The following is a 20,779-nucleotide window of genomic DNA, read 5'->3' as shown; positions in this document are numbered from 1 at the left end:
ATATAAAAAACCCAGTCAATGATTGACTGGGCTTTTTATAGCGAATTTCTTTTAAAAAGTAACAGAAATATCATTATATGAACATTCAAATATCATATTGAAAAAGTGATGCAGATTTATAGCCCATAACTTTTTTGAATTCCATCGACGATACGGCGTCGAAAGAAAAATAAACAGACCGTATGAAAGAAAAAGCTACCTATTTTCTCAACGCAGTTTTAACTAAAATATAAATTATTAAGACAATAATAAGAATACAAAAAGCGATATTAAATATCTCTAAATCAAAAAAATTCACAAATGCAAAACTATTATACTGAGACTCGCTGATGACATTATCAATTCCTCTAGCGTCAACTTCGATTTTATTTAACAACCACAAAACTATTGATATTCCAATTAATACAACAACGGATTCTAATAATGATTTAGTAAAACTTTTAACCAATGTAAAACTCCTTTCCATACCTTAAAGTCATCTTACTAATTAAATTGCTTTATTCCAATTACTTTATTGATGTTGAGCCTCGGAACCCTTAACAATCCCAAAACTTGTCGAATGGTCGGCTTAATAGCTCACGCTATACCGACATTCGTCTTCAAGTTTAGTTAAGGGTTCTTCTCAACAATCAATAAATTTTCTCGGCACAAATGCGTGTTCTAATTAATAAATATTCCATAAATCAAAAGTGCAATTGCTGAAATCAAAACCAATATGCTAGAAAGTATATCTAGCCTTTTATTTTTATTACGATTTCCTAACTCCCTAAAAAGACTACCAAAAGCAATTACCATTAAAATTGCACATGAAATATAAATAACCAAAATGAACATTCCTTTTTAGCAAACTTTATCACAATAGTTATCGCTTTACAGGTCTGATTTTCGTCGTTATAATCTAGTTAAATCCCGTAAGGGCGCACTTATGCGTTCTAAAAAGAACGCGTGTAAAAACCATAATCGACCTTCGTCGATTTTTTATCTTAGTTTTAAGTAATCGGCGTTGTGGCGCAGAAACAAAAATTAATACTACATCAAAATTTAACTAAGATTTAAGCTACTAGTTTTTTGCTAGTAGCTTTTTTATTTTTAAAATTTTAAATACCTTTCCTTATTTAAAATATCTTTTCTTTCTGATTAAGTGCTCTTTGAACGCTTGAGCTTCAGCTGCTAATTCTTGATCATTTTCCTCTTTTAACTTAAATTCTTCAGGATGAGTTATCCATCTAGGTGTTTTTTCCTTACTTTTTAGTGGATTAGTGTTAGATTTAACACTAAAATTTTGAGCTTGGTCTAAATCAAATATATTGTTTTTAGACCATACTTCTAATATTTTAGCTAAGTATTGTTTAGGGTTGTTTCCATTTTCAGAAGCATACTTGATAGCGTATTCCAAAAGGTCTGGGGTCATATCCTTACTTAGATCAGCTATTTTTTCTATAAATGCTTTAGTAGGTGGAATGGATAGTTCATTTTTCAAAAGTGTAATTAAATGTTTATTACTACTACTACCGTTTAGTGAATTTTTAGTAGTAGTAGTTATATCAGTATCATTTATATCAGTATCATTTATATCAGTATCATTTGCGTATGAATTTGATACGTCTGGATGTATGAATTTGATACATCCAGACGTATCATTTTGATACATCTGGATGTATGAATTTAATACATCCTTGTTATTACTTGGTTCAAAGGTGTTTTCTACATTTTTTATTAGGTATACATCTTCTTGAGTTACTACTGGTTTTTTTAGATATAATTTATTGGGTTTATTAAGTCCCACTCTTATTTGGCTAAATAATTCAGCATTTTGCAATTCCTTTTTGATTTTAGAAAGTTTATTTGGGCTACTTATATTGAGTATTTTTTTTAAAGTCTCATTTGTGAAAATAAAGAATATATCCCCATTTTCATCAACCCAATTATTTTTTATAGATAAATCTAGACGGTCACGTAGAATAGCATATGCAATTTTTGCATCATTAGATAATTTTGTGTATTTCGGATTAGTAAAAAACACTTTAGGTAATTGATAAAATTTTTCTCTTTGAATTTCTTTGATATTAAAGTTAGTAGACATAATAAAAACCTCTTTCTGTAATTTAGATAGAGGTAATAAAACAATTTTACGCATGTTATATGTTTTGCGCTTGCAATTACATGGGTGGATATATATAATACAAGTATCAAAAATTATATAAACAAACGAGTGCGAATCGTTTTATTACCGAGAGTTGATGCTATTGGCGTAGCATCAACTCTTTTAATTTTTATAAAGTAATAGTAACACTTTTAAGGTTGTATATAAAGAATTTAATTATAGCTAGAAGAACTTTATAATCTAAGATGAAGAAAGTTCTTATTTTAGCACCTAACTAGGCACTAAAAGTAAAATATATTTTTCTTTAATTTGTAAAATAGGTGGTAATTAGTCGGTTTTAGGTACTAAAAAATGAATTATAATCTATTAGGTGGTAAAATTTAGGTGATAAATTAGGTATCTAAGGATGGTTGTTATGAAAACTATTAAAATGATTGCTGATGAACTGGGTGTAACTAAACAAACTATTGTTAATAATGCAAAAAGCTTAAGTATATCTTTTGAAAAAGAAAATGGAATTAACTATATTAATGATAATGATTATTTGAAGATTGTAGAAAAAATTACCAAGAAAGTAGGTAAAACGAAAAGTAATGATTCAATAAAAAAAGAACTACTTAACGAAAACTCTTCAGAAGTTGAAAAGCATAAATATAATCATTCAAATAGTTCTAAGATATTACAGACGAAAATAAATGAATTAGAAAAACAAATAGAAATTTTTGAAAATAGGGCTAAAAATGATGAAAAATATATTGATAATCTAACTAAACAATTAGATCAACAAAATAGCAATGTTAATACATTAAATAAACTGTTGGAAAATCAGCAAATATTAGCTTTAGAAAGTAATAGAAAAATACAAAGACTGGAGTCCGAATTAGAAGAAGAAAGGCAACTTAATTATTCTGCTAATAAAAGAAAGAATACTGAAATTCAAGAAACAAAACACAATACGGATTCTATTAATATTGATCCAGATAATCAAGAAGAAAAAATAGTTTCCCATTTTAATGATGTAATTAAAAGTAAAAACGAGAATAAACAACAAAATAGTGAGTCACAAGAGACTGGAGATATAAATAATGTTTCAAAAGATGTAGAAACTAAAGAAAATCGATCTAAAAAAAGTTTTTGGGTACGACTATTTGGTAATTAAGCAAGAGGCATATATATATTTTCTTTTATATATTTACAAGTGTAGGTTGTACTTTAATTTATATTAAGAAGAGGGGACTCTAGAAATTGTCCCCTCTTCTTAATTTTTATCTATCCCTTCTTGTTAAATCTATTTTATTTGTCTTTTTCAATAACCTTATTTAAATTTTATAGAAAGGTGGGGGGGAATTAATGAGAAAAATATTCTTCTTTTGCTCAATAACTTTAGCAATTATATTAGGTGTATACATATATATAGGTGCAACTTTTGATTTATATAGCCTTCATGCTCCTGCTCAAATATTAATAGGTTTAGTTCTATTATTAGGCGGTAATTAAAATTTCAATTCAATCATACATTATGAGTTTTAGGACGCTGTGAAAAGTCCTCATTTACATTGAGCAACGTTGAATCAAGGTATTTATACGTTAATGATATATATAATTATTTAGTAGATTCATTTTAGTAAAATTGATTAGTCGCTCTACTTGTTTTTATTCTCTTTTCTCTCTAATTTATTGAGGTAACGATAAATAGTTGTACGTGAAACTTGCCACTGCTCTGCCATTGTTTTAATGGGTGTCCCATTATCATAAAGTGTCTTAAGTAAGTTTAAATCTTTTTGGTTTAATTTTTCTGGTCTACCTCCATAACGTCCTCTAGCACGTGCTGCAATTCGACCAGCAGAAGAACGCTCTAAAATTAAGTTGCGTTCAAATTCTGCAAATGCTGCGAATAAATGAAATAATAATTGTCCTGTAGAACTTGATTTATCCATCGTTATATTTTCTTCTAAACTATGAAAACTCACGCCTCGTTCGTTAAGTTCATTAACTAATGTGATTAAGTCCTCCATATTACGTCCTAGTCTATCTAGTCTCCAAACAACAATCGTATCTCCTGATCTCGCAAATTCAATTGCTTTATCTAAACCAGGTCTTTTACTTTTTGAACCACTAATATGGTCGTTAAATATTTTTTCACAACCATATGCATTTAATCGATCCTCCTGTAAATTCAAGTTTTGTAATCCAGTTGAAACTCTTGCATAACCTATTTTCAAAATACAAACCTCCTATATACACGTTCAGTGTACCATAACTTAATTACAAGGTCTTTTATGAACATAGATTTTTGGTTGGGTTTTTGAACATATAATTCTATGTAATACTTACTTATTTAGACATAAAACAAGAGTGTACAGAAAATGGACATATTCTGTACACTCCCTTTTTTCATATTATACTAGTTTTTAATTGTAAAACCTTTATATTCATCGTCAAGGAGCTTTTTTAGTAGAACTTCTATATTATCTTCGCAAGCGCAAAGATCATCCTTTATATATAATTCTGTATCTTTGTCTGAATTAGTTAGCCAAATGGCTGTCATATTAACATTTAATGCTCCCAAGATGTCATTTTTAAAAGAATCTCCTATAAACAAGCACTCTTCAGGATTAACGTTTAGATTAGACGTAACATTTAAAAATGCTTTAGAGTTTGGCTTTTCATAACCTATATTTTGAGATATAAAAATATTCTTTTCAAATATTAATCTAATATCGAGGTTATCAATTTTATTGTTCTGTTCTTTAAGTTTACCATTGGTAAGGATGGCAACGTTTACATTTTCTTTCAAGGACAAAAGTAAATCATTCATTTTTTTATTAACAGTTATACTAGATAGTAATTTAGTAAAAAAGGATTCGAAATACTTATTAGCTTCTTCGCGAGAAATATTTAAATCAAAATGTTTTAAAGTTTTAATTAATCTTAACTCTCGTAATTCATCTAAGGTAATAATCCCTTCATCATGCTTTTTCCAAAAGTATAAATCATATTTTTTGTATAGTTTCATAAAGTCACTATAATCTATATCTTTAAATAATCTATATTCTTTAAAAGTATCTTTATTAGCTTTTATCCATAAATCATTAAAAGGAAATAGCGTATTATCTAAATCGAAAATAACCAATTTTACTTTTCTATTCATCACTCACACGCCTTTTTAAAATGGATGAAGATTGATTTATAATATGGTTTAAATTACCATTGCCTGCAAAAATATCAAGATCATTAAAGTTGCTTTGAAGGTCTATCCAATAAAGTGGTTGTTCATAATTTAAAGAAGGAACATATTTTTTGTTTAGTACACCAGAATAAACATATATCTGCTGTTTGTCTTGATAATATGTTATATCCATTATTGGATGCAATATCACATCATCGCATGTTAGGGATGTCTCTTCTAGCATTTCCCGATACACACTAGACTCAATACTTTCACTTTCTTCAACCTTTCCACCTATGAAATTATACATATTTTTAAAAGGCGGAGTAACTCTTTTACACATTAAGATATTTTTGAAGCTTCTATCAAAAATTGGAATTAGATTGGTCTTTTGCAATATCATTCATCCTTTTTATTAATTGAATATTCTTCATATACTAACCAGATTATTGATACTAATGTAATGATAAGACCTAAAACTTTCATAAAATTTGGAAGTGGTCCCCAGAGAACCCATGAAATTATCATAGCTACAGGTAACTCTATAGTAGTTAATGTTGCCATGCTAATTGAACTGACTCTTTTTGTTGAAAACATAAGTAATTCAAATGTTATGATCTGACCTAAAATAGCTATTGTAGTACCATAAAAAATGACGTTGGTTTTCAAAAGAGATAGCTCCTGAATATAAAATATACTACAAAATAGCGCTGTAATTACCGCTATAGCAAATACATATACCTTTATAAATCCATGATTGGTTGTTTTAGGTAATGTAAACATATTTGTTGCAAATGATACTCCAGCAAACAAGCCCCATAAGCAGCCTAAGAAACTTATTTGTGTAATATTCGCACCAATTAAGATAAAAGAGCCAATCCAAAGCAATATAATAGAAAGAATGTGTTTATAATTAAATTTTTCTTTGTTAAAGATCACACCTAACAAAAATAATATCCACGGAAATTGAAATAAACCTAGTGATGCTATGCTTGGATTAGTTAATTTAATTGATGAATAATAACAAATACCAGTTAGTGCTGTAGTAATACCAGCAATATAATTAAAAGGATTTTTGAAAATATTAGATGTAAAATTTTTATAGGTTGAATTAGAAATTAAATATCGGATTAGAAAGTATACTAAACCTATTACTAATTGATATAGTATTATGTTGATGGTTTCTACACCATTTACATTAGCCATTTTAACTATATTAGAATTAAAACCAAATGAAATACCAACAAGTAATGCAGCTATTCCACCAATAACAGAAGGGTTTTTAGACATTAAAACTCGCCTCTCAATTTTGGAATTACAAATTTAGCAATGCCACTACCAACTTCAGTGTTACTCTTTGAATGTATAGGTATCCATTTCATACTATGAATCTCATTATCTGGATGCGGTTTGCCGTTTATTTCAGTGATATAAGTTCTTAAAAATAATTTTTCATTTTCTAACATAGAAATATCTTCATAATCCCCGAAAAATTCCATTTTTGAAATAGTCACATTTAGTTCTTCTCTCAATTCCCTCGATAATGCTTCAATATCATTTTCTGATTTTTCATATTTACCGCCAGGCAACATATAAAAATTAGGCGCTTTTTTTTTACTGACAGATAAAATACAATTATTTTTTATAATGACAGCAGCAACTTTTTTAATCATAAAAAAGACTCCTTAATATTGGTAATTTTTCATTAAATTTTTTGTGTTTGTCATGAAATTCACATGATTTTCACATATGTCTAATTTATCTTTAATGTACTCTCCTACCACTTGTTCCGTTGGTTCACTGAAAGCATCACCAAATATAGAAACACCCTCTAAAGATTTAGAAGACAATCCGAATGTCATAAGAGCATATTTAACATCATCTTGATCTCCAAAGTTATAAATCGGACACTCGTAATCAATACCATACTTAGCTTCAAATTCTTTGAATAATTCTATTGCAACATTCTTTTGCTCAGCTAAATCTTCTTGATAACCTACACAACCATCAACGATTTTTTTAATACCATGTTCTAAACAATATACTGTTGCAGCCGCATGTATAGCTAATTTATCACCTAAAAGCACTAGATTTATACCCCATCTTTTAAAATCGTCTTCTAAATTTTTTATTGCAATACTTCTAAATAGTCCATATGTAGGTAAAATCGTTCTCCCCACAATATTATTTGGAAATCTTTCGACCAATTCTTTAACCCTAATTTCTGAAAGTTCACTCTTTATGCCTATACCGCTATTACAAGTTATTAAATGTACTTCTTTATCTTGTAAAGATTCTAAACAGGCAACTAAAGAAGAATCTCTTCCACCAGTAAATAAAACAGCAACTTTTTCTCTTTCCATTATTCATTCCTCCATGTATTCTCTAATTTTTTTTAGTAAAAATTGAATGTCATCTTCATTATTTATAAAACTTAAAGATATTCTTATGGCATTGATATCTACGATATCTTTAGTAAAAATAGAAAAAAACTCTAAATGCTCTTTTAATGCCTTACAGTTAATGTTTTCGGGAAAAATCAAAGTACAAATATTATAATTTTTGTCTGTAACGATACTTATATTAGCAATATCGGAAACTAAACATTTCATATAATTATTTAATCTTTGAGTTTTAATGTAAATATTTTTAAATTTTATTGTATCATTTAAATATTTTAAAACATCATTCATACCATAAACACTAGGTCTAAAAATAGTTCCTAATTCCCATCTTTGTCCATTGTCTTGAATGCTATAATCGTTATAATCATTGAAATGTTCAAATGTTGAAATTCCAGAAAATGTAATATCTAAATCTTTTTGGATATTTTTCCGAACGAATAAAAAACCTAATCCTTCAGGCCCATAAAGCCATTTATGAGCAGGAAAACAATAAAAATCTGCATTAATATTATGTAGATTTACAGGATATGATCCCACAGCTTGAGCACCATCTACTAGTACTTTTATCCCTTTACTATGTGCAATATCTATAACTTCTTTAATAGGTACTACTTCTCCTGTCTTCCAAAATATATGAGATATAACTATCATTTTAGTTTTACAGGTAATTAGTTCTTCTAGTTTCTTGACATTAAATCTTTTTGTTACTTTATACTCTTTTATTATTACTTTTTTTTTGTTTTTTAAATTCGTTAAAGGAGAAATGCTTGCAAGGTGTTCCATAGATGTTGTTATTATTTCATCTCCAGAATTAAATTTCATGCCATTAAGAACTATATTAAGACCAAACGTAGTATTATTAGTAATGGTTATTTCCTCACTAAAAGCACCAATTAAATCGGCTATTTGTTCTCGTAAATAAGATAATTGGACATTAAAATTTTTTCTTGAACCTTTTCTTGATCGTCCGTAATAAAATTCATTTTTTGTTTCTCTTATTATTCTACACTTCAATTCTTTAATTATTATAGATAGTTCTCCTGTATTAAAATAAAGATTTCTTTTTATAAAATCCCCTCCTTTAAAATAAATAATAACACAAAACGAACTATTAATCATATTTTCGAATAAAAGTTCGGTTTATATTCACTTTCTATATCCACAAGTATAAGAAACATTAATATTGGTCAGCTTATGCAAGAAATATTTTTATAACATTTTAACAATATATTGTTTTATCGTTTTTATGTGGTAAATTCTAATATAGCATTCCATAAATTGAAGGGAGTCGATAAGAGTGAAAGCTTCATGGATTTTTTGGTGGATTATAACTGTTTTGGAATGTACTATTTTTTTTAGTTTATCTATTCTACTATGGAACAGAAATGTTGATGCCACAGGGGCATTGCAAACGCTAGAGATAAAATTACTGAATATTCTAGTATTAGGTGCATTTTTTTGATACCAGCTATTATTCAGTTGATTTGGTGCATAGTTAATATAATTAAAGTGAAAGAAAGTAACAATTGATTTATATTAGAAATGTTGGTGTTGCTCTTACAGAACTGAGACCTTATGCCCCAACCTCTTATTTTTTCGAAACAATAAGTAAGAAAGTATAGAGGCTACAAGTAACATGTAACATGTTACTTGTAGCCTCTATAAAATTATGTGCTGAGGGAAAAGGTAAACAGTTTAGGTGTAGTAACAGTTAAGAAGTTTAACATTGGTAGACGGTCACCTTCTTTGTTTTTTATATTACTGAGATTTAGAATCTATAATCAAGACAAGAAGAAACTCGTTTCACTCGTTCCAAAAAAACGCTTTATCATTATTCACAATTTATCAAAAGTAATAGAATCATAAACAACCCATGGTCCTTGAATCGCTCTTTCATAAGTGATATTTACTGAAACAGTCTTATTTAAATAAACATATTTACCTTTATTAGCAAAATCATGATTATATAAAATTTTTATATCAAAATCTATTGTAAAGTTAGATTCTGTAAAGTCATTTCTATTTAAATACATGGCACCTAATAATAAAGCTGAAAAAATACTTGGTAATCTCAATTCGAATGAATCCCCGCCATCAAGAACTGATATTTTTTCTTTTGTCGTTTCTTCCAAACCAAAAACTTTATCCCAACCATAAGTATCATTACCAAACATATCTTTTTCTATATCAAAATTGTTTTCTTTTTCTTCTAATGCTTTACTTAATAAAAATTCAAAAGTATCATTTTTCCGCACATCAATAGATACAGACAAATCTGTAATTCTTACTTTCGTTGTATTAATAAATTTCAATAAAACATCATATTCCTGTAGCTTTTCGTAACCTTCAATATCCCAATCAATACCTATGTAATCTACAATTTGTTTATTTTGAGATTCTAAAAAAAGTTGAGGTCTTAAAAGATTATTATCTTTTTTTCTCTGATAAAACACAGTATATATTGAAACACCTAAAGCAAAAAAAGATATTCCTAGAGAAATATAAGCGATCAATTCAAGCATCCCCTTTAAATTAGTTTAAATAAACATATCAATTTTTAGAAGAATAAGTAGTCAAATTATCAAGACAAGAAGAAACTCGTTTTCAACTCGTTTCAAAACCTAAAATCATAACTATTTATTTTTCTCTTTATCAGGAAAAAATAAAGCTAAAACAAAAACAATTAAACCTAATAAAAAACCTAAAACAACTAATCCATTTAATGGTTTTTCATCAAAAAAATTAATGATTCCTAAGTTACCTAAATAAGTCCAAAATCTGCTATATCCAATATTCAATTTTAAAAAATTTAAAGTTATTGCAACAATTACTAACAGAACAAATACTGATAGACCCTCTTTTATTCCATTCACGACCCTTTTACCCATATAAACCACCTTTTTTATTTTTCTCTAACCTAAATATTGCTTTATTGACGTTGAGCCTCGGAACCCTTAACAATCCCAAAACTTGTCGAATGGTCGGCTTAATAGCTCACGCTATGCCGACATTCGTCTGCAAGTTTAGTTAAGGGTTCTTCTCAACTTCAATAAATTTTCTCGGCATAAATGCGTGTTCTAATTAATAAATATTCCATAAATCAAAAGTGCAATTGCTGAAATCAAAACCAATATGCTAGAAAGTATATCTAGCCTTTTATTTTTATTACGATTTCCTAACTCCCTAAAAAGACTACCAAAAGCAATTACCATTAAAATTGCACATGAAATATAAATAACCAAAATGAACACTCCTTTTTAGCAAACTTTATCACAATAGTTATCGCTTTACAGGTCTAATTTTCGTCGTTATAATCTAGTTAAATCCCGTAAGGGCGCACTTATACGTCAGATAAATCGACGTGTGCAAAACCGTAATCGACCTTCGTCGATTTTTTATTTTAAATTCAAAGAAACGGCTTGAGATATTCCGAGCAGTTATAAAAATTAATTTGCGTTGAATATTGCTACTGCATTCTTGAAAAAGTGATGTAGATTTATAGCCCATAACTTTTTTGAATTCCATCGACGATACGGCGTCGAAAGAAAAATAAACAGACCGTATGAAAGAAAAAGCTACCTCATTTTATCTGGGGTAGCTTTTATTTTTTATGTCCTTATTTTGAATTTTAAAGGGTATTTTGAAGGCTTAGAGGTAAATTGTATGGTTTTTATACCTAAAAGTTCATATATCCTCTTAAAACGCAAATATGGGCCGAATACAACAACAAATCTATTGCAAAGTTTCCGCAAACCAAGTTTTCGATTTAGCACACAATATAGCACTTTCAAACCAGTTACATCAAAGCCTAAAGGGTTATATATATCACTCAAAAACTATAAATGTAGCACTCTGAAGTCAAGCGTACCAACGCTTTTGACGAGACGTATATCAAAATTAAAGGGCAATGGCATTATTTATATCGCGCTATTGATGCAGATGACCATACACTAGATATTTCGTTACGTAAGAAACGAGATAATCACTCAGCATATACGTTTATTAAACGTCTTATTCAACAATTTGGCAAATCTCAAATGATAATTACAGACCAAGCACCTTCAACGAAGGTGGTAATGTCCAAAGTGATTAAAGATTTTAAACTTACCCCAACTGTCATTGTACCTCTAAATATTTAAATAATCTCATTGAACAAGATCATCGTCATATCAAATCAAAGAAAATAAGTTGTCAAAGTATCAATACGGCAAAGAATACGATCAAAGGCATTGAATGTATTTATGGACTATATAAAAAAACCCGCAGATCTCTTCAGATCTACGGGTTTTCGCCATGCCGTGTAATTAGCATCATGCTAGCTAGTTAATACGAAGTATTATTTTAAACATAAGGTTAGATACTTATCTTTCTAACTTTGCAACAGAACCAAGAGATGTGTTCTTATGGATATATTATCCTTTCACTAAAAATAAATAGAAAAGAGCAGAAAAGATAAATAGAATCATGAATATTGAACTAACTAATAAAGCACCTGTTGCTTTCTCATTATAAAGTCCTTTTATTATATATAATATAGCTGTAAAAGAAAAAGCTAGAATCATTGTGACAAAGAAAAAGACTGTTAGAAATCCTGTAATACTTTCCATTTTATTTCCTCCTTCTATATAGATACTAATTTTGCATTTCTCTACCAGTAAGTGTTATAATTCAACTAACAAGAATTCTAGTATGAATACACCAACCCCCTCACTATTGCCCTAGTGAGGGGGTTTTAGTGTGGCTATAGTCGCCTATTTATCATTGCGATTACGTAGCCAATGCGTAAATAACGCAATAATACAACCACTGATGACTGTGGTCGTGATGTGAACAAGAATTTCTAGCATGAATAACACCTCCTCTCTGCGTCTAAATTTGACGCCCGAGAGATAGGCGACCTCATTATTATACCATCTGTACCTTTTAAAGCATATGTACTTCCGATAAGCCTACTTATGTTTAAATAACTATCAAGACAAGAAAAAACTGGTTTCTAAAATCAGAAAAACTTAAGTAAAACTCAATTTCCCTTTAAGGCTTCCATTCACCCTCTAATGGTTTAGCATCAACGCTCATATCTCCATAAAATTCATAAGAATTATCTATGACAATATAATCGTTTTCATAATTTAATAAGGGGTATTTAATAACGGATATCAATTGTTTAAGACAATAAAAATACTTAATGAACGGAGTGAAACGATGAGTAGAATTTTGTTAACAGGTGCATCTGGATATATTGGAGGTCACTTAAAAGATCAATTAAAAACAGATCATGATATTATCGCAATTTCAAGAAATATTAATAACAAAGAAAACGAAAAGAACGTTACTTGGAAAGCTGCTGACTTATTTGATTTGAATGAAATAACAGAAGTGATGGAAGGAATAGACACTGCCATCTACCTTGTCCACTCCATGATGCCTAATGCAAAATTAACGCAAGCAAATTTCGAAGATATGGATGCTTTATTAGCAGACAATTTTGCAAGAGCTGCAAAGAAACAAGGAGTTAAACATATTATTTTTATGAGTGGTTTAATTCCAAATAACAATGATTTGTCTGCCCATTTACGTAGTCGTCTAGAGTGTGAGAAAATTTTAGGTTCTTATGGTATACCCGTGAGCACGTTGCGTGCAGGATTAATTATCGGAGCGAAAGGAAGTTCTTACCCAATTTTAAAACGATTAGTTGAACGATTGCCTGGAATGATTTTACCTAGCTGGGCATATAATATGATTGCTCCCGTTTCAATCAACGATGTAATTAATAAACTAGCGTTACTAGTTGAACGAGCACCACAACAAAATGAGACATTTGATGTTACTGGACCTGAAATTATGAATTACAAAGAATTAATACAGCGTACGGCAGCAGTATTGAACAAGCGTTTACTGATTGTTGACTTACCTATTATACCTATTTGGAGCAGTCGATATTGGGTTCAACTTATCTCGCAAGTTCCAAAAGAAATGGTTTATCCACTTATGAATAGTTTGGTTCATGATATGATTCCTCAACCTAAACATATGCACCCCGATATATCTTTCGGTGAAACATCGTATGAGGAGAGTGTGCAACAAGCGCTAAATGAAGAAAATAAGATGAATCAAAAACAAAGTAAATCAAAAAAAACAACTAGAAAAAAAAATAAAGAGCAAATTAAAGATGTAAGAGCCATATCACGATTTAAAGTGCCTGAAAGCTATTCAATAGATGAGGTGTCTAAAATATATGCGAATTTCATAAACAATATAACATTACATTTAGTTAATGGAAATATAAACGGACATGAATTCGATATTAAATTACCGTTTACAAATCAATCTATTTTAAAAATGGAATGCGATACGCAAATGTCCTCTAAAGATATATTTGTTTATAAAATTGTAGGTGGCAAATTAGCACTGTCAAATAATGGGGGGAATGCTAGACTCGAATTTAGACGTATTTTAGATACTGATGAAGTTATAATTGCATTACAAGAATATGAGCCAACATTACCTTGGATAGTTTACAAATTGATGCAAGCTAATATTCATAAAACAATTATGGAATTATTCGTCAATCATATGAATAAACTTGCTGAACAAGAACAACAAGCATCGACAAAAAGTGAACAGCTATTTAGAATTATAGTAATGTCCACAGGTGCTATTTTTGGTGCATATATAGGTTCAAAAATATATCGTAAAATTAAATTTTAGATTTTCAACAACTATAAAATATAAAAGTTAAGTTCTAAAAGAATAGAGTCTAAGAGATGAAAACTTTAGACAAATAAAAAAGACAATTTCTATTGAATTAATTATAGAAATTGTCCTTTGTACTAAGAAATATGTATCAAATAATTCATAACATTATACTACATATTTTGCATTCCTATACTAACCAGTGTTATAATCTACCTAACAAAGTTATTAAGCATAATTCACCAATCCCCTCACTATCGGAAGTAGTGAGGGGATTTTTAGGTATGACTATTGTCGCCTATTTTTTCTTATCGTTGCGATTGCGTAGCCAATGCGCAAATAATGCGACGATACAACCACTCGCTGCTGTGGTCATGATGTGAACAAAGTTATCAAGCATAATTACACCTCCTCTCTACGTCTAAATTGACGCCTGAGAGATAGGCGACTTCATTATTATACCATCTATATCTTTTGAATCATATTCTCTTCCGATAAGTGAACATATGTTAATTATATTACTTTTATACGCACTCCTAGCATATTGGATGGATTTGATTCACTTTAGAAAATATAATTTCACTCTGCATGGCTACCTATTTTTTTAAGCTCAAATTACTCAACACTTATTTGCATACGTACATGCCTTATACATGCACGTATAAAGTATATTAGCTACCAAAAGCGAAAAATCACACTAGTCCTCACAAAAATTCGGGGTAACTCAGTTGATATATCGTCGACATAAAATTTAAAACATCAATACGGATATTGAACCAAGGCACTATGATTTAAAAGGAAAGTTATCGCTAGTCACTCTCCAATTTTTCTTTATAGTAATCTATCAGATCTACAAATATAATGTTAGAAAATAGAAGCACCATATATAACATAATAGGGATGAGCTTCATATGGTTATTAATGATGCCTTTGTGACCTTTATTAATAATTCTCTTTTTCTTTTTAGCCATGTGAACGATTTTATAAGTACAGGTGGAATAATTAATATACTTAATAACACAAATAATCCTAAATAACTCATTAATGCTTTTAGGTCACCTGAAGCAAAAAATACTAAAACTTGATAAGGTAAAAGATATATATAAAACTGATTAGGACTGTGAACACAAAGAACATTGATAAAAACCAAAGGAACAATTCAAGTCTTCCCTCTATTAAAAACTTCCGAAAAGCAGAGACATGTTTAAAAAAGTTTGTTTCAATATGATCACTTTTTTCCTTTTTAAACATTACTTGATAACAAGCATAATAGTAAATCAATCCAATAAAAAGACCTAACGAGTATATACCTAGTTGCTCATTTAAAATTAAAAGTACGAAAGTAGTTATCGTTACGAATATCACAATATATTTATACTTACGTTTAACGACTAAAAACATTGCCTCTTTTTTTTCTCCCCAAAACTTATAGATTTTAGAGATGATGAGATACCGAATATTTATTAAATACGAAGCTATGCAACAAACCACTCATCCAAAAATCAATGCTATAAACAACATTTAGCATCACCTTTTTATTTTTTTAAGACCATTTATTCGGTCTAATCAAAAATAATAAGTGCGCATCTTTTATAATTTTTGACATGTTTTCCCAACATTCCAACTTCATAAAAGTTAAATCAAATGATAAAGTCCTTGCACATTAATTATAGAAAAATGAGGTTTAAGATGTTCGTTAAGTAAAAATATTTATAGCGAAAAGTGGGTTCACTTTCGAAAAAATATTAGTAATTTAAAATCCAATGACATCTAAAAAGTTGTTAGAAAGTTAAACTTTGAAGAACGAAAAATAGATCATTCGCTTGAATTAATGTTAAAAAATCGAAACTCTAACCTGTTCAAAAATTTAAAAATACAATCAAGTGATTGAGATTTTTATGTGTTCAACAAGAAAAAATTAACCTCTTAACAAGTATTATCTACTTGATAAGAGGTTTAATTTGTTCCATTAAATATCTCAGCCTTTAAGTTTTTCATTGAAACAACTCATCTTTTTTAATAGTAAATATCCTAGGCTTTAACAAATTTTAAACCCATCAAAAAGCGCATTTCATCTCATGATATATCCCTAAAAGTCGTTAAAAAAATAGTTCAAATATAGGATGTCAGAATATTTCGACATCCTATCGATAGGATTTGATCTCTAAACCCCTTGATATGAAAGGATTCTTTTATAGGATAAAGTATTTTTTTACAGTCCCACTTAACAAACTATAAATTGAATTAGTAAGACCTAATTTCAAAAATAAAAATACACTCATAAATACTGTTATATCAAGCTTTATAAGCGCAAACGAACATCGTGAGTGGTAAGCCAAACCCTTCAGCTATGCTGAATACCACCTTGGGTGGTACTGGGTTTCCTTATGCTCATTACGAATCCTACGACCAAATAGGATATCACAGAATTTAGCGAAGTTTTGATAATTAAATTTGGTTCAAAATGACAGCAATCAAGATTTATATTTGTGCAAATTTTAGATTAATACATGTAAAAAAATACGAATATGTCTTTGCATTAAGTGAGGTTTTTGTATTTCTTTGTCACATTTTTATTGCTTATTTGCTGATCAAGAGGTCTTGTTTTTAAAAGTAATTCCCTATCATAAAATTTAAAAAGGACATTTATATTTGCATCATTGATAACTTTTACTATTTGTATTTTCATCAAAAAACGGAAATAGTATGAGGGGCTTGAAGGAAAAAATATTAACTTCAAGAAATCACTCAAACAAAATTTCAGTTGCCTTATGATTCATTATTAACTATTAAATCATTCTTTTAATTAAGTAAGTATCTTCCCACAAAGACATTTATACTTCCAACCAATATCTCTATAAACAAGTCATCCTAAAATATTAGGACTCTACTTTTGGTACATTAATCTTAAAAAGGAATGATTATTTGAAATTATTTCATTTCCTTGTAGAGCTTTATTTCATCTATTCTCATTTTACTGGATCAGTATTTAGAAGTTTTTCATTATTAAAACGTTTAATAATTTGTAAGTCTACTTGTAATAATAGCAATTTTTATTTTCTATTCTTAACAGGAAGACGAATAAATTACATACCTATGAAGTGAGAAATTTACGAATTTAGAAAGCCACTTTTAATCAAAAAAGATAGTAAGATATGACACATATTCTAAAAACTAAGCGAGTTCATGTTTAGAAAATTAGACGAAATGATAGTAAAGAAATTCATAAAACAGTTAAGTATGTAGTAAAAATAGTGATTATTTATCGATGAAAAAGTCTTTAATACATTCTATAAATTATCAAATGATTAACGCAATTGAAGAAAACAAACCTTTAAAGAGATTGCTATTGTGATAAAGTTTGTTAAAAAGGGGAGCTTTTTATGATTGAATATGAATATTATCATTTGGATTCTGAGAATCGTAAGAACGGAAATTTTTTAGAAATTCTTCATCCTGATTTTGAAGAATTTGGTCAATCAGGTAAGAAGTTTAAAAAAGAAGATTTTTGCAATATTGATTTAGATTCTAATATTTATGAAATTAAGGATTTTGTTGTTGTTGATTTATCTACTCAAACTAAGTTATATAAATATATTTTATTAGATAAAACCTCTAATTCTAAAAGTGCTAGAAGTTCAATATGGATTTTTTATGAAAAAGATTGGAAATTATATTTTCATCAAGGTACAAAAATATACTGTGATTAGAAAACACATATATGATGAGAAAATTTATTGATCAACGAAAAGAATCCTTAACTAAACTTGAAGACGAATGTAGGCATAGCATGAGCTATTAAGTCAACTTTTCGACAAGTTTAGGGATTGTTAAAGGTTCCGAGGCTCAATGTCAATAAAGTAATTGGAACAAGGTAATAATTTTTTGTAGGTTTTAAAACAAGTTTCTTCTTGTCTTAATAAGGACTAAATTAAAATAAGTCCCTTGGTTTCCAAAAGAGAATCGTTCTAATCAAGACAAGAAGAAACTCGTTCTCAACTCGTTTCTAAAAGCCTAAAAAAGACAACTTGCTTTTAAACTTTTTGTATTGTTGTTTTATCAAAACCAACAGTGTATTTTAAACCATACCCAATCGTTCTATCCATAGCAATATGAGCCAACCAAATCAATGAAATTCCTAATAACAAATCCACTCCCACAGCTAAATAAAACAAAGTGATCAATATCGGAATTATATAAGAATGACCAATATTATAAATATAACTACCAATTTTATTATTGTATAAATATCCCAACATAGAAATATCAGGAACTAACAAAAATATTAAAAAAAGCCATAATGAAAAACCAAACATAAAATAAACAACCACAGCAGTAATAAAAACAAATGCATTTTCCAACCTAATCAAATTACCCATAAAACCCCTCCCTTTTTTATTAGATTACTAAAACCTAAAACACGTTACCTAAAACGATTAAAAATAATGCGCAAATAATAGCTACTCCACCACAGTAAATACTCGCTTTGTAACTAACTTTTTTATTACTTTTACTAATGACTTTATAAATTTCATTTCCCCAAAAAACTAAAGCAGATATTCCAAATACAATAAAACCTATCCCAAATACATAACCTAAAATATCTATCATGTTAATCCCTCCTTCAACTTTGTTTATATCAATACTATCAAAGAAAAAAGGTAACAAATCTAACAAAATTGTAAGTATCTAAATTGCTTTATTCCAATTGCTTTATTGACAACGAGCCTCTGAACCCTTAACAAACCCAAAACTTGTCGAATCGTCGGCTTAATAGCTCACGCTATGCCGACATTCGTCTTCAAGACAAGAAGAAACTCGTTTCACTCGTTTCAAAAACCCTCCTGATTTTTAGAGAAAAATTCTCTTATTTCATCGTCTTTAATAAAATAATATGCCATCTTTCCCTTTTTATAAAAATCAAGTACATCATTTTTATATAATAGTCTTAAATGATGTGAAGTTGAAGCAACACTCATTTTTAATATCAAAGAAATATCACAAACACACAACTCATCTTCTTTAATCAAAGATAATATAATTTTCAATTTCTTCTCATCACAAATCTTTTCTAAAATGTTAAGTAATTTCTTAGATTTATCATCTTCTAAAAAACTTAAAGCATTGTTAACTTTATCCTCATGTACACAGATCACATCACAAGCATTTTCATAACTCATATGAAATCACACCCTAAATTAAAATATAAATCCTAAAATTGTTTGAATAGTGTCATTTTCTATAATAATAAATAAACCTAAAGCTATATAAATAACAGCCATAATCCAACGACCAAATTTTTCAACAATTTCTCCAACTCCTGGAATATTAGCTAATTTTTGTGCAGTAAATACCAAGAAGAAAATTAAAATTAAAAAGACAAACAAAGTAATTAATAAATTAGTAACACTTAATGTCACAAAATAGGGAACAAATAAACCGATATTATCAGCACCACAACTTGCTATCGTAACAATTGCAATCGTACCAACTAATTTAGACAACCCTTTCTCATTCAATTCTTTTTTAGCTCTCTCTTCTCCGTCACTATCACCATAAATAGCCACTTTAATTCCTAAATAAATCGGTATTAACCCTAATAATCCTAATATCCATTTTTCAGGAACATAATTTAAGACAAAGGCAAAGAATAAACTTATGGCAATCAATGCCACAGATCCTACATATTGACCAATATAAATATCTCGATATTCTTTCCTAGTCTTTGCTCTAGCAAAGAACATTAATAAAATCACTAATAAATCTAATGCTGTCGCAATATAAAGAATAGCAGCAGTTACAATAGTCTGAATCATAATTACACCTCATTCAAAAATGTTTTTGAATGTATTATAACTTACGTTTTCAAATAATCATAGGTGCTTTATTCCAATTGCTTTATTAACAACGAGCCTCTGAACCCTTAACAAACCCAAAACTTGTCGAATCGTCGGCTTAATAGCTCACGCTATGCCGACATTCGTCTTCAAGTTTAGTTAAGGGTTCTTCTCATTGATCAATAAATTTTCTCGGCATAAATGCGTGCTATTAAAATTAAAGCTGTACTTAACAAAGAAATAAGCGTATACTTAATCTAACGTAATAAAGCTCGTGAATTTAATTGTAGTGTATTTTTTAGAATATCCTCTTTTTTATAAATGAAGTTGTTACAAATATTATGTGCAAAAGCACTCGGAGGTATTCTATATGAATAACGGTACAGTAAAATGGTTTAATTCAGAAAAAGGTTTTGGTTTTATCGAAAGAGAAAATGGCAACGATGTTTTCGTTCACTTCTCTGGCATTGCTGGTGAAGGTTATAAATCTTTAGAAGAAGGTCAAAACGTAGATTTCGACATTGTTGACGGTCAACGTGGCGAACAAGCAACTAATGTTGTTGTAATCTAA

The 20,779-nt window shown here is 29.0% G+C and carries 22 protein-coding genes and 1 pseudogene; 6 read left to right on the top strand and 17 right to left on the bottom strand.

Annotated elements, in window-relative coordinates; translation table 11 throughout:
* Positions 1–1,111: 1,111 nt before the first annotated feature.
* Complete coding sequence (locus PYW36_RS11290) at positions 1,112–2,083, bottom strand: replication initiator protein A (protein WP_103159425.1); 972 nt, start codon at positions 2,081–2,083, stop codon at positions 1,112–1,114.
* Between the two features lie 436 nt (positions 2,084–2,519).
* Here PYW36_RS11290 and PYW36_RS11285 point away from each other — a divergent pair, with 436 nt between their 5' ends.
* Positions 2,520–3,263 carry a DUF536 domain-containing protein gene (locus PYW36_RS11285; protein ID WP_096638701.1) on the top strand — a complete coding sequence of 248 codons (744 nt, stop codon included), beginning with the start codon at positions 2,520–2,522 and terminating at the stop codon, positions 3,261–3,263.
* Positions 3,264–3,747: 484 nt separating this feature from the next.
* Here PYW36_RS11285 and PYW36_RS11280 read toward each other — a convergent pair whose 3' ends face one another.
* The 7 genes from PYW36_RS11280 to PYW36_RS11250 form a co-directional block, all read right to left on the bottom strand.
* Positions 3,748–4,326, bottom strand: coding sequence for a recombinase family protein (locus PYW36_RS11280; RefSeq protein ID WP_103159426.1), 579 nt, complete (start codon positions 4,324–4,326; stop codon positions 3,748–3,750).
* 182 nt (positions 4,327–4,508) lie between these two features.
* Positions 4,509–5,255, bottom strand: a complete 747-nt coding sequence (locus PYW36_RS11275; protein ID WP_031902918.1) for an HAD family hydrolase — start codon at positions 5,253–5,255, stop codon at positions 4,509–4,511.
* On the bottom strand, positions 5,248–5,676 hold the full coding sequence (locus PYW36_RS11270; RefSeq protein ID WP_224721112.1) for an NUDIX hydrolase: 429 nt from the start codon (positions 5,674–5,676) through the stop codon (positions 5,248–5,250). The genes PYW36_RS11275 and PYW36_RS11270 overlap by 8 nt, the downstream gene beginning before the upstream one ends.
* Complete coding sequence (locus tag PYW36_RS11265) at positions 5,673–6,563, bottom strand: DMT family transporter (protein WP_103159427.1); 891 nt, start codon at positions 6,561–6,563, stop codon at positions 5,673–5,675. Before PYW36_RS11265 ends, PYW36_RS11270 begins: the two co-directional genes overlap by 4 nt.
* Entirely contained in the window at positions 6,563–6,946 is a 384-nt protein-coding gene (locus PYW36_RS11260; RefSeq protein WP_031902921.1) for an NUDIX hydrolase, read from the bottom strand. Before PYW36_RS11260 ends, PYW36_RS11265 begins: the two co-directional genes overlap by 1 nt.
* Before the next feature lie 12 nt (positions 6,947–6,958).
* Positions 6,959–7,636: a DUF7411 family protein gene (locus tag PYW36_RS11255; RefSeq protein ID WP_103159428.1), complete on the bottom strand. Its 678-nt coding sequence runs from the start codon at positions 7,634–7,636 to the stop codon at positions 6,959–6,961.
* 3 nt (positions 7,637–7,639) lie between these two features.
* Positions 7,640–8,797, bottom strand: coding sequence for an aminotransferase class V-fold PLP-dependent enzyme (locus PYW36_RS11250; protein ID WP_103159429.1), 1,158 nt, complete (start codon positions 8,795–8,797; stop codon positions 7,640–7,642).
* Between the two features lie 178 nt (positions 8,798–8,975).
* Between PYW36_RS11250 and PYW36_RS11245 the strand changes: the two genes are divergently transcribed.
* Entirely contained in the window at positions 8,976–9,140 is a 165-nt protein-coding gene (locus tag PYW36_RS11245) for a DUF3923 family protein (protein ID WP_308446706.1), read from the top strand.
* Positions 9,141–9,513: 373 nt separating this feature from the next.
* Here PYW36_RS11245 and PYW36_RS11240 read toward each other — a convergent pair whose 3' ends face one another.
* Complete coding sequence (locus PYW36_RS11240) at positions 9,514–10,200, bottom strand: hypothetical protein (protein WP_244916306.1); 687 nt, start codon at positions 10,198–10,200, stop codon at positions 9,514–9,516.
* Positions 10,201–10,311: 111 nt separating this feature from the next.
* The gene (locus PYW36_RS11235) at positions 10,312–10,566 is read right to left on the bottom strand and encodes a hypothetical protein (protein ID WP_103159431.1); all 255 of its coding nucleotides are present in this window, start codon (positions 10,564–10,566) and stop codon (positions 10,312–10,314) included.
* Positions 10,567–11,556: 990 nt separating this feature from the next.
* Here PYW36_RS11235 and PYW36_RS11230 point away from each other — a divergent pair.
* Positions 11,557–12,005: pseudogene (locus PYW36_RS11230) on the top strand (IS6 family transposase); the annotation flags it as partial.
* Between the two features lie 85 nt (positions 12,006–12,090).
* Here the strand turns inward: PYW36_RS11230 and PYW36_RS11225 are convergent.
* Complete coding sequence (locus PYW36_RS11225) at positions 12,091–12,285, bottom strand: hypothetical protein (protein WP_103159418.1); 195 nt, start codon at positions 12,283–12,285, stop codon at positions 12,091–12,093.
* Between the two features lie 144 nt (positions 12,286–12,429).
* Positions 12,430–12,525 carry a type I toxin-antitoxin system Fst family toxin gene (locus tag PYW36_RS11220; RefSeq protein WP_107368147.1) on the bottom strand — a complete coding sequence of 32 codons (96 nt, stop codon included), beginning with the start codon at positions 12,523–12,525 and terminating at the stop codon, positions 12,430–12,432.
* A gap of 355 nt (positions 12,526–12,880) precedes the next feature.
* Between PYW36_RS11220 and PYW36_RS11215 the strand changes: the two genes are divergently transcribed.
* On the top strand, positions 12,881–14,386 hold the full coding sequence (locus PYW36_RS11215; protein WP_103159419.1) for an NAD(P)H-binding protein: 1,506 nt from the start codon (positions 12,881–12,883) through the stop codon (positions 14,384–14,386).
* A gap of 283 nt (positions 14,387–14,669) precedes the next feature.
* Here the strand turns inward: PYW36_RS11215 and PYW36_RS11210 are convergent, their stop codons facing one another.
* On the bottom strand, positions 14,670–14,771 hold the full coding sequence (locus tag PYW36_RS11210) for a type I toxin-antitoxin system Fst family toxin (protein ID WP_002497230.1): 102 nt from the start codon (positions 14,769–14,771) through the stop codon (positions 14,670–14,672).
* A gap of 2,983 nt (positions 14,772–17,754) precedes the next feature.
* On the opposite strand from PYW36_RS11210, the gene PYW36_RS11205 reads away from it, so the two are divergent.
* Entirely contained in the window at positions 17,755–18,081 is a 327-nt protein-coding gene (locus tag PYW36_RS11205; RefSeq protein ID WP_042743125.1) for a hypothetical protein, read from the top strand.
* A 324-nt stretch (positions 18,082–18,405) separates the two neighbouring features.
* On the opposite strand, the gene PYW36_RS11200 is transcribed toward PYW36_RS11205, so the two are convergent.
* From PYW36_RS11200 to PYW36_RS11185, 4 genes are all read right to left on the bottom strand, one after another.
* Complete coding sequence (locus PYW36_RS11200) at positions 18,406–18,750, bottom strand: DUF4260 domain-containing protein (RefSeq protein WP_103159421.1); 345 nt, start codon at positions 18,748–18,750, stop codon at positions 18,406–18,408.
* Between the two features lie 34 nt (positions 18,751–18,784).
* Positions 18,785–18,982 (bottom strand): hypothetical protein, encoded by a 198-nt coding sequence (locus tag PYW36_RS11195; protein ID WP_031797806.1) that lies wholly within the window; start codon positions 18,980–18,982, stop codon positions 18,785–18,787.
* A gap of 221 nt (positions 18,983–19,203) precedes the next feature.
* Positions 19,204–19,551 (bottom strand): ArsR/SmtB family transcription factor, encoded by a 348-nt coding sequence (locus PYW36_RS11190; RefSeq protein ID WP_010891100.1) that lies wholly within the window; start codon positions 19,549–19,551, stop codon positions 19,204–19,206.
* Between the two features lie 18 nt (positions 19,552–19,569).
* Entirely contained in the window at positions 19,570–20,187 is a 618-nt protein-coding gene (locus PYW36_RS11185) for a CadD family cadmium resistance transporter (RefSeq protein WP_103159422.1), read from the bottom strand.
* Between the two features lie 391 nt (positions 20,188–20,578).
* Here PYW36_RS11185 and PYW36_RS11180 point away from each other — a divergent pair, with 391 nt between their 5' ends.
* Entirely contained in the window at positions 20,579–20,779 is a 201-nt protein-coding gene (locus PYW36_RS11180) for a cold-shock protein (RefSeq protein WP_103159423.1), read from the top strand.

Source organism: Staphylococcus chromogenes, assembly GCF_029024625.1.
Taxonomy (GTDB): Bacteria; Bacillota; Bacilli; order Staphylococcales; family Staphylococcaceae; genus Staphylococcus; species Staphylococcus chromogenes.
The sequence above is the reverse complement of the archived record's forward strand: the minus strand, read 5'-3'. Positions and strand labels throughout refer to the sequence as shown.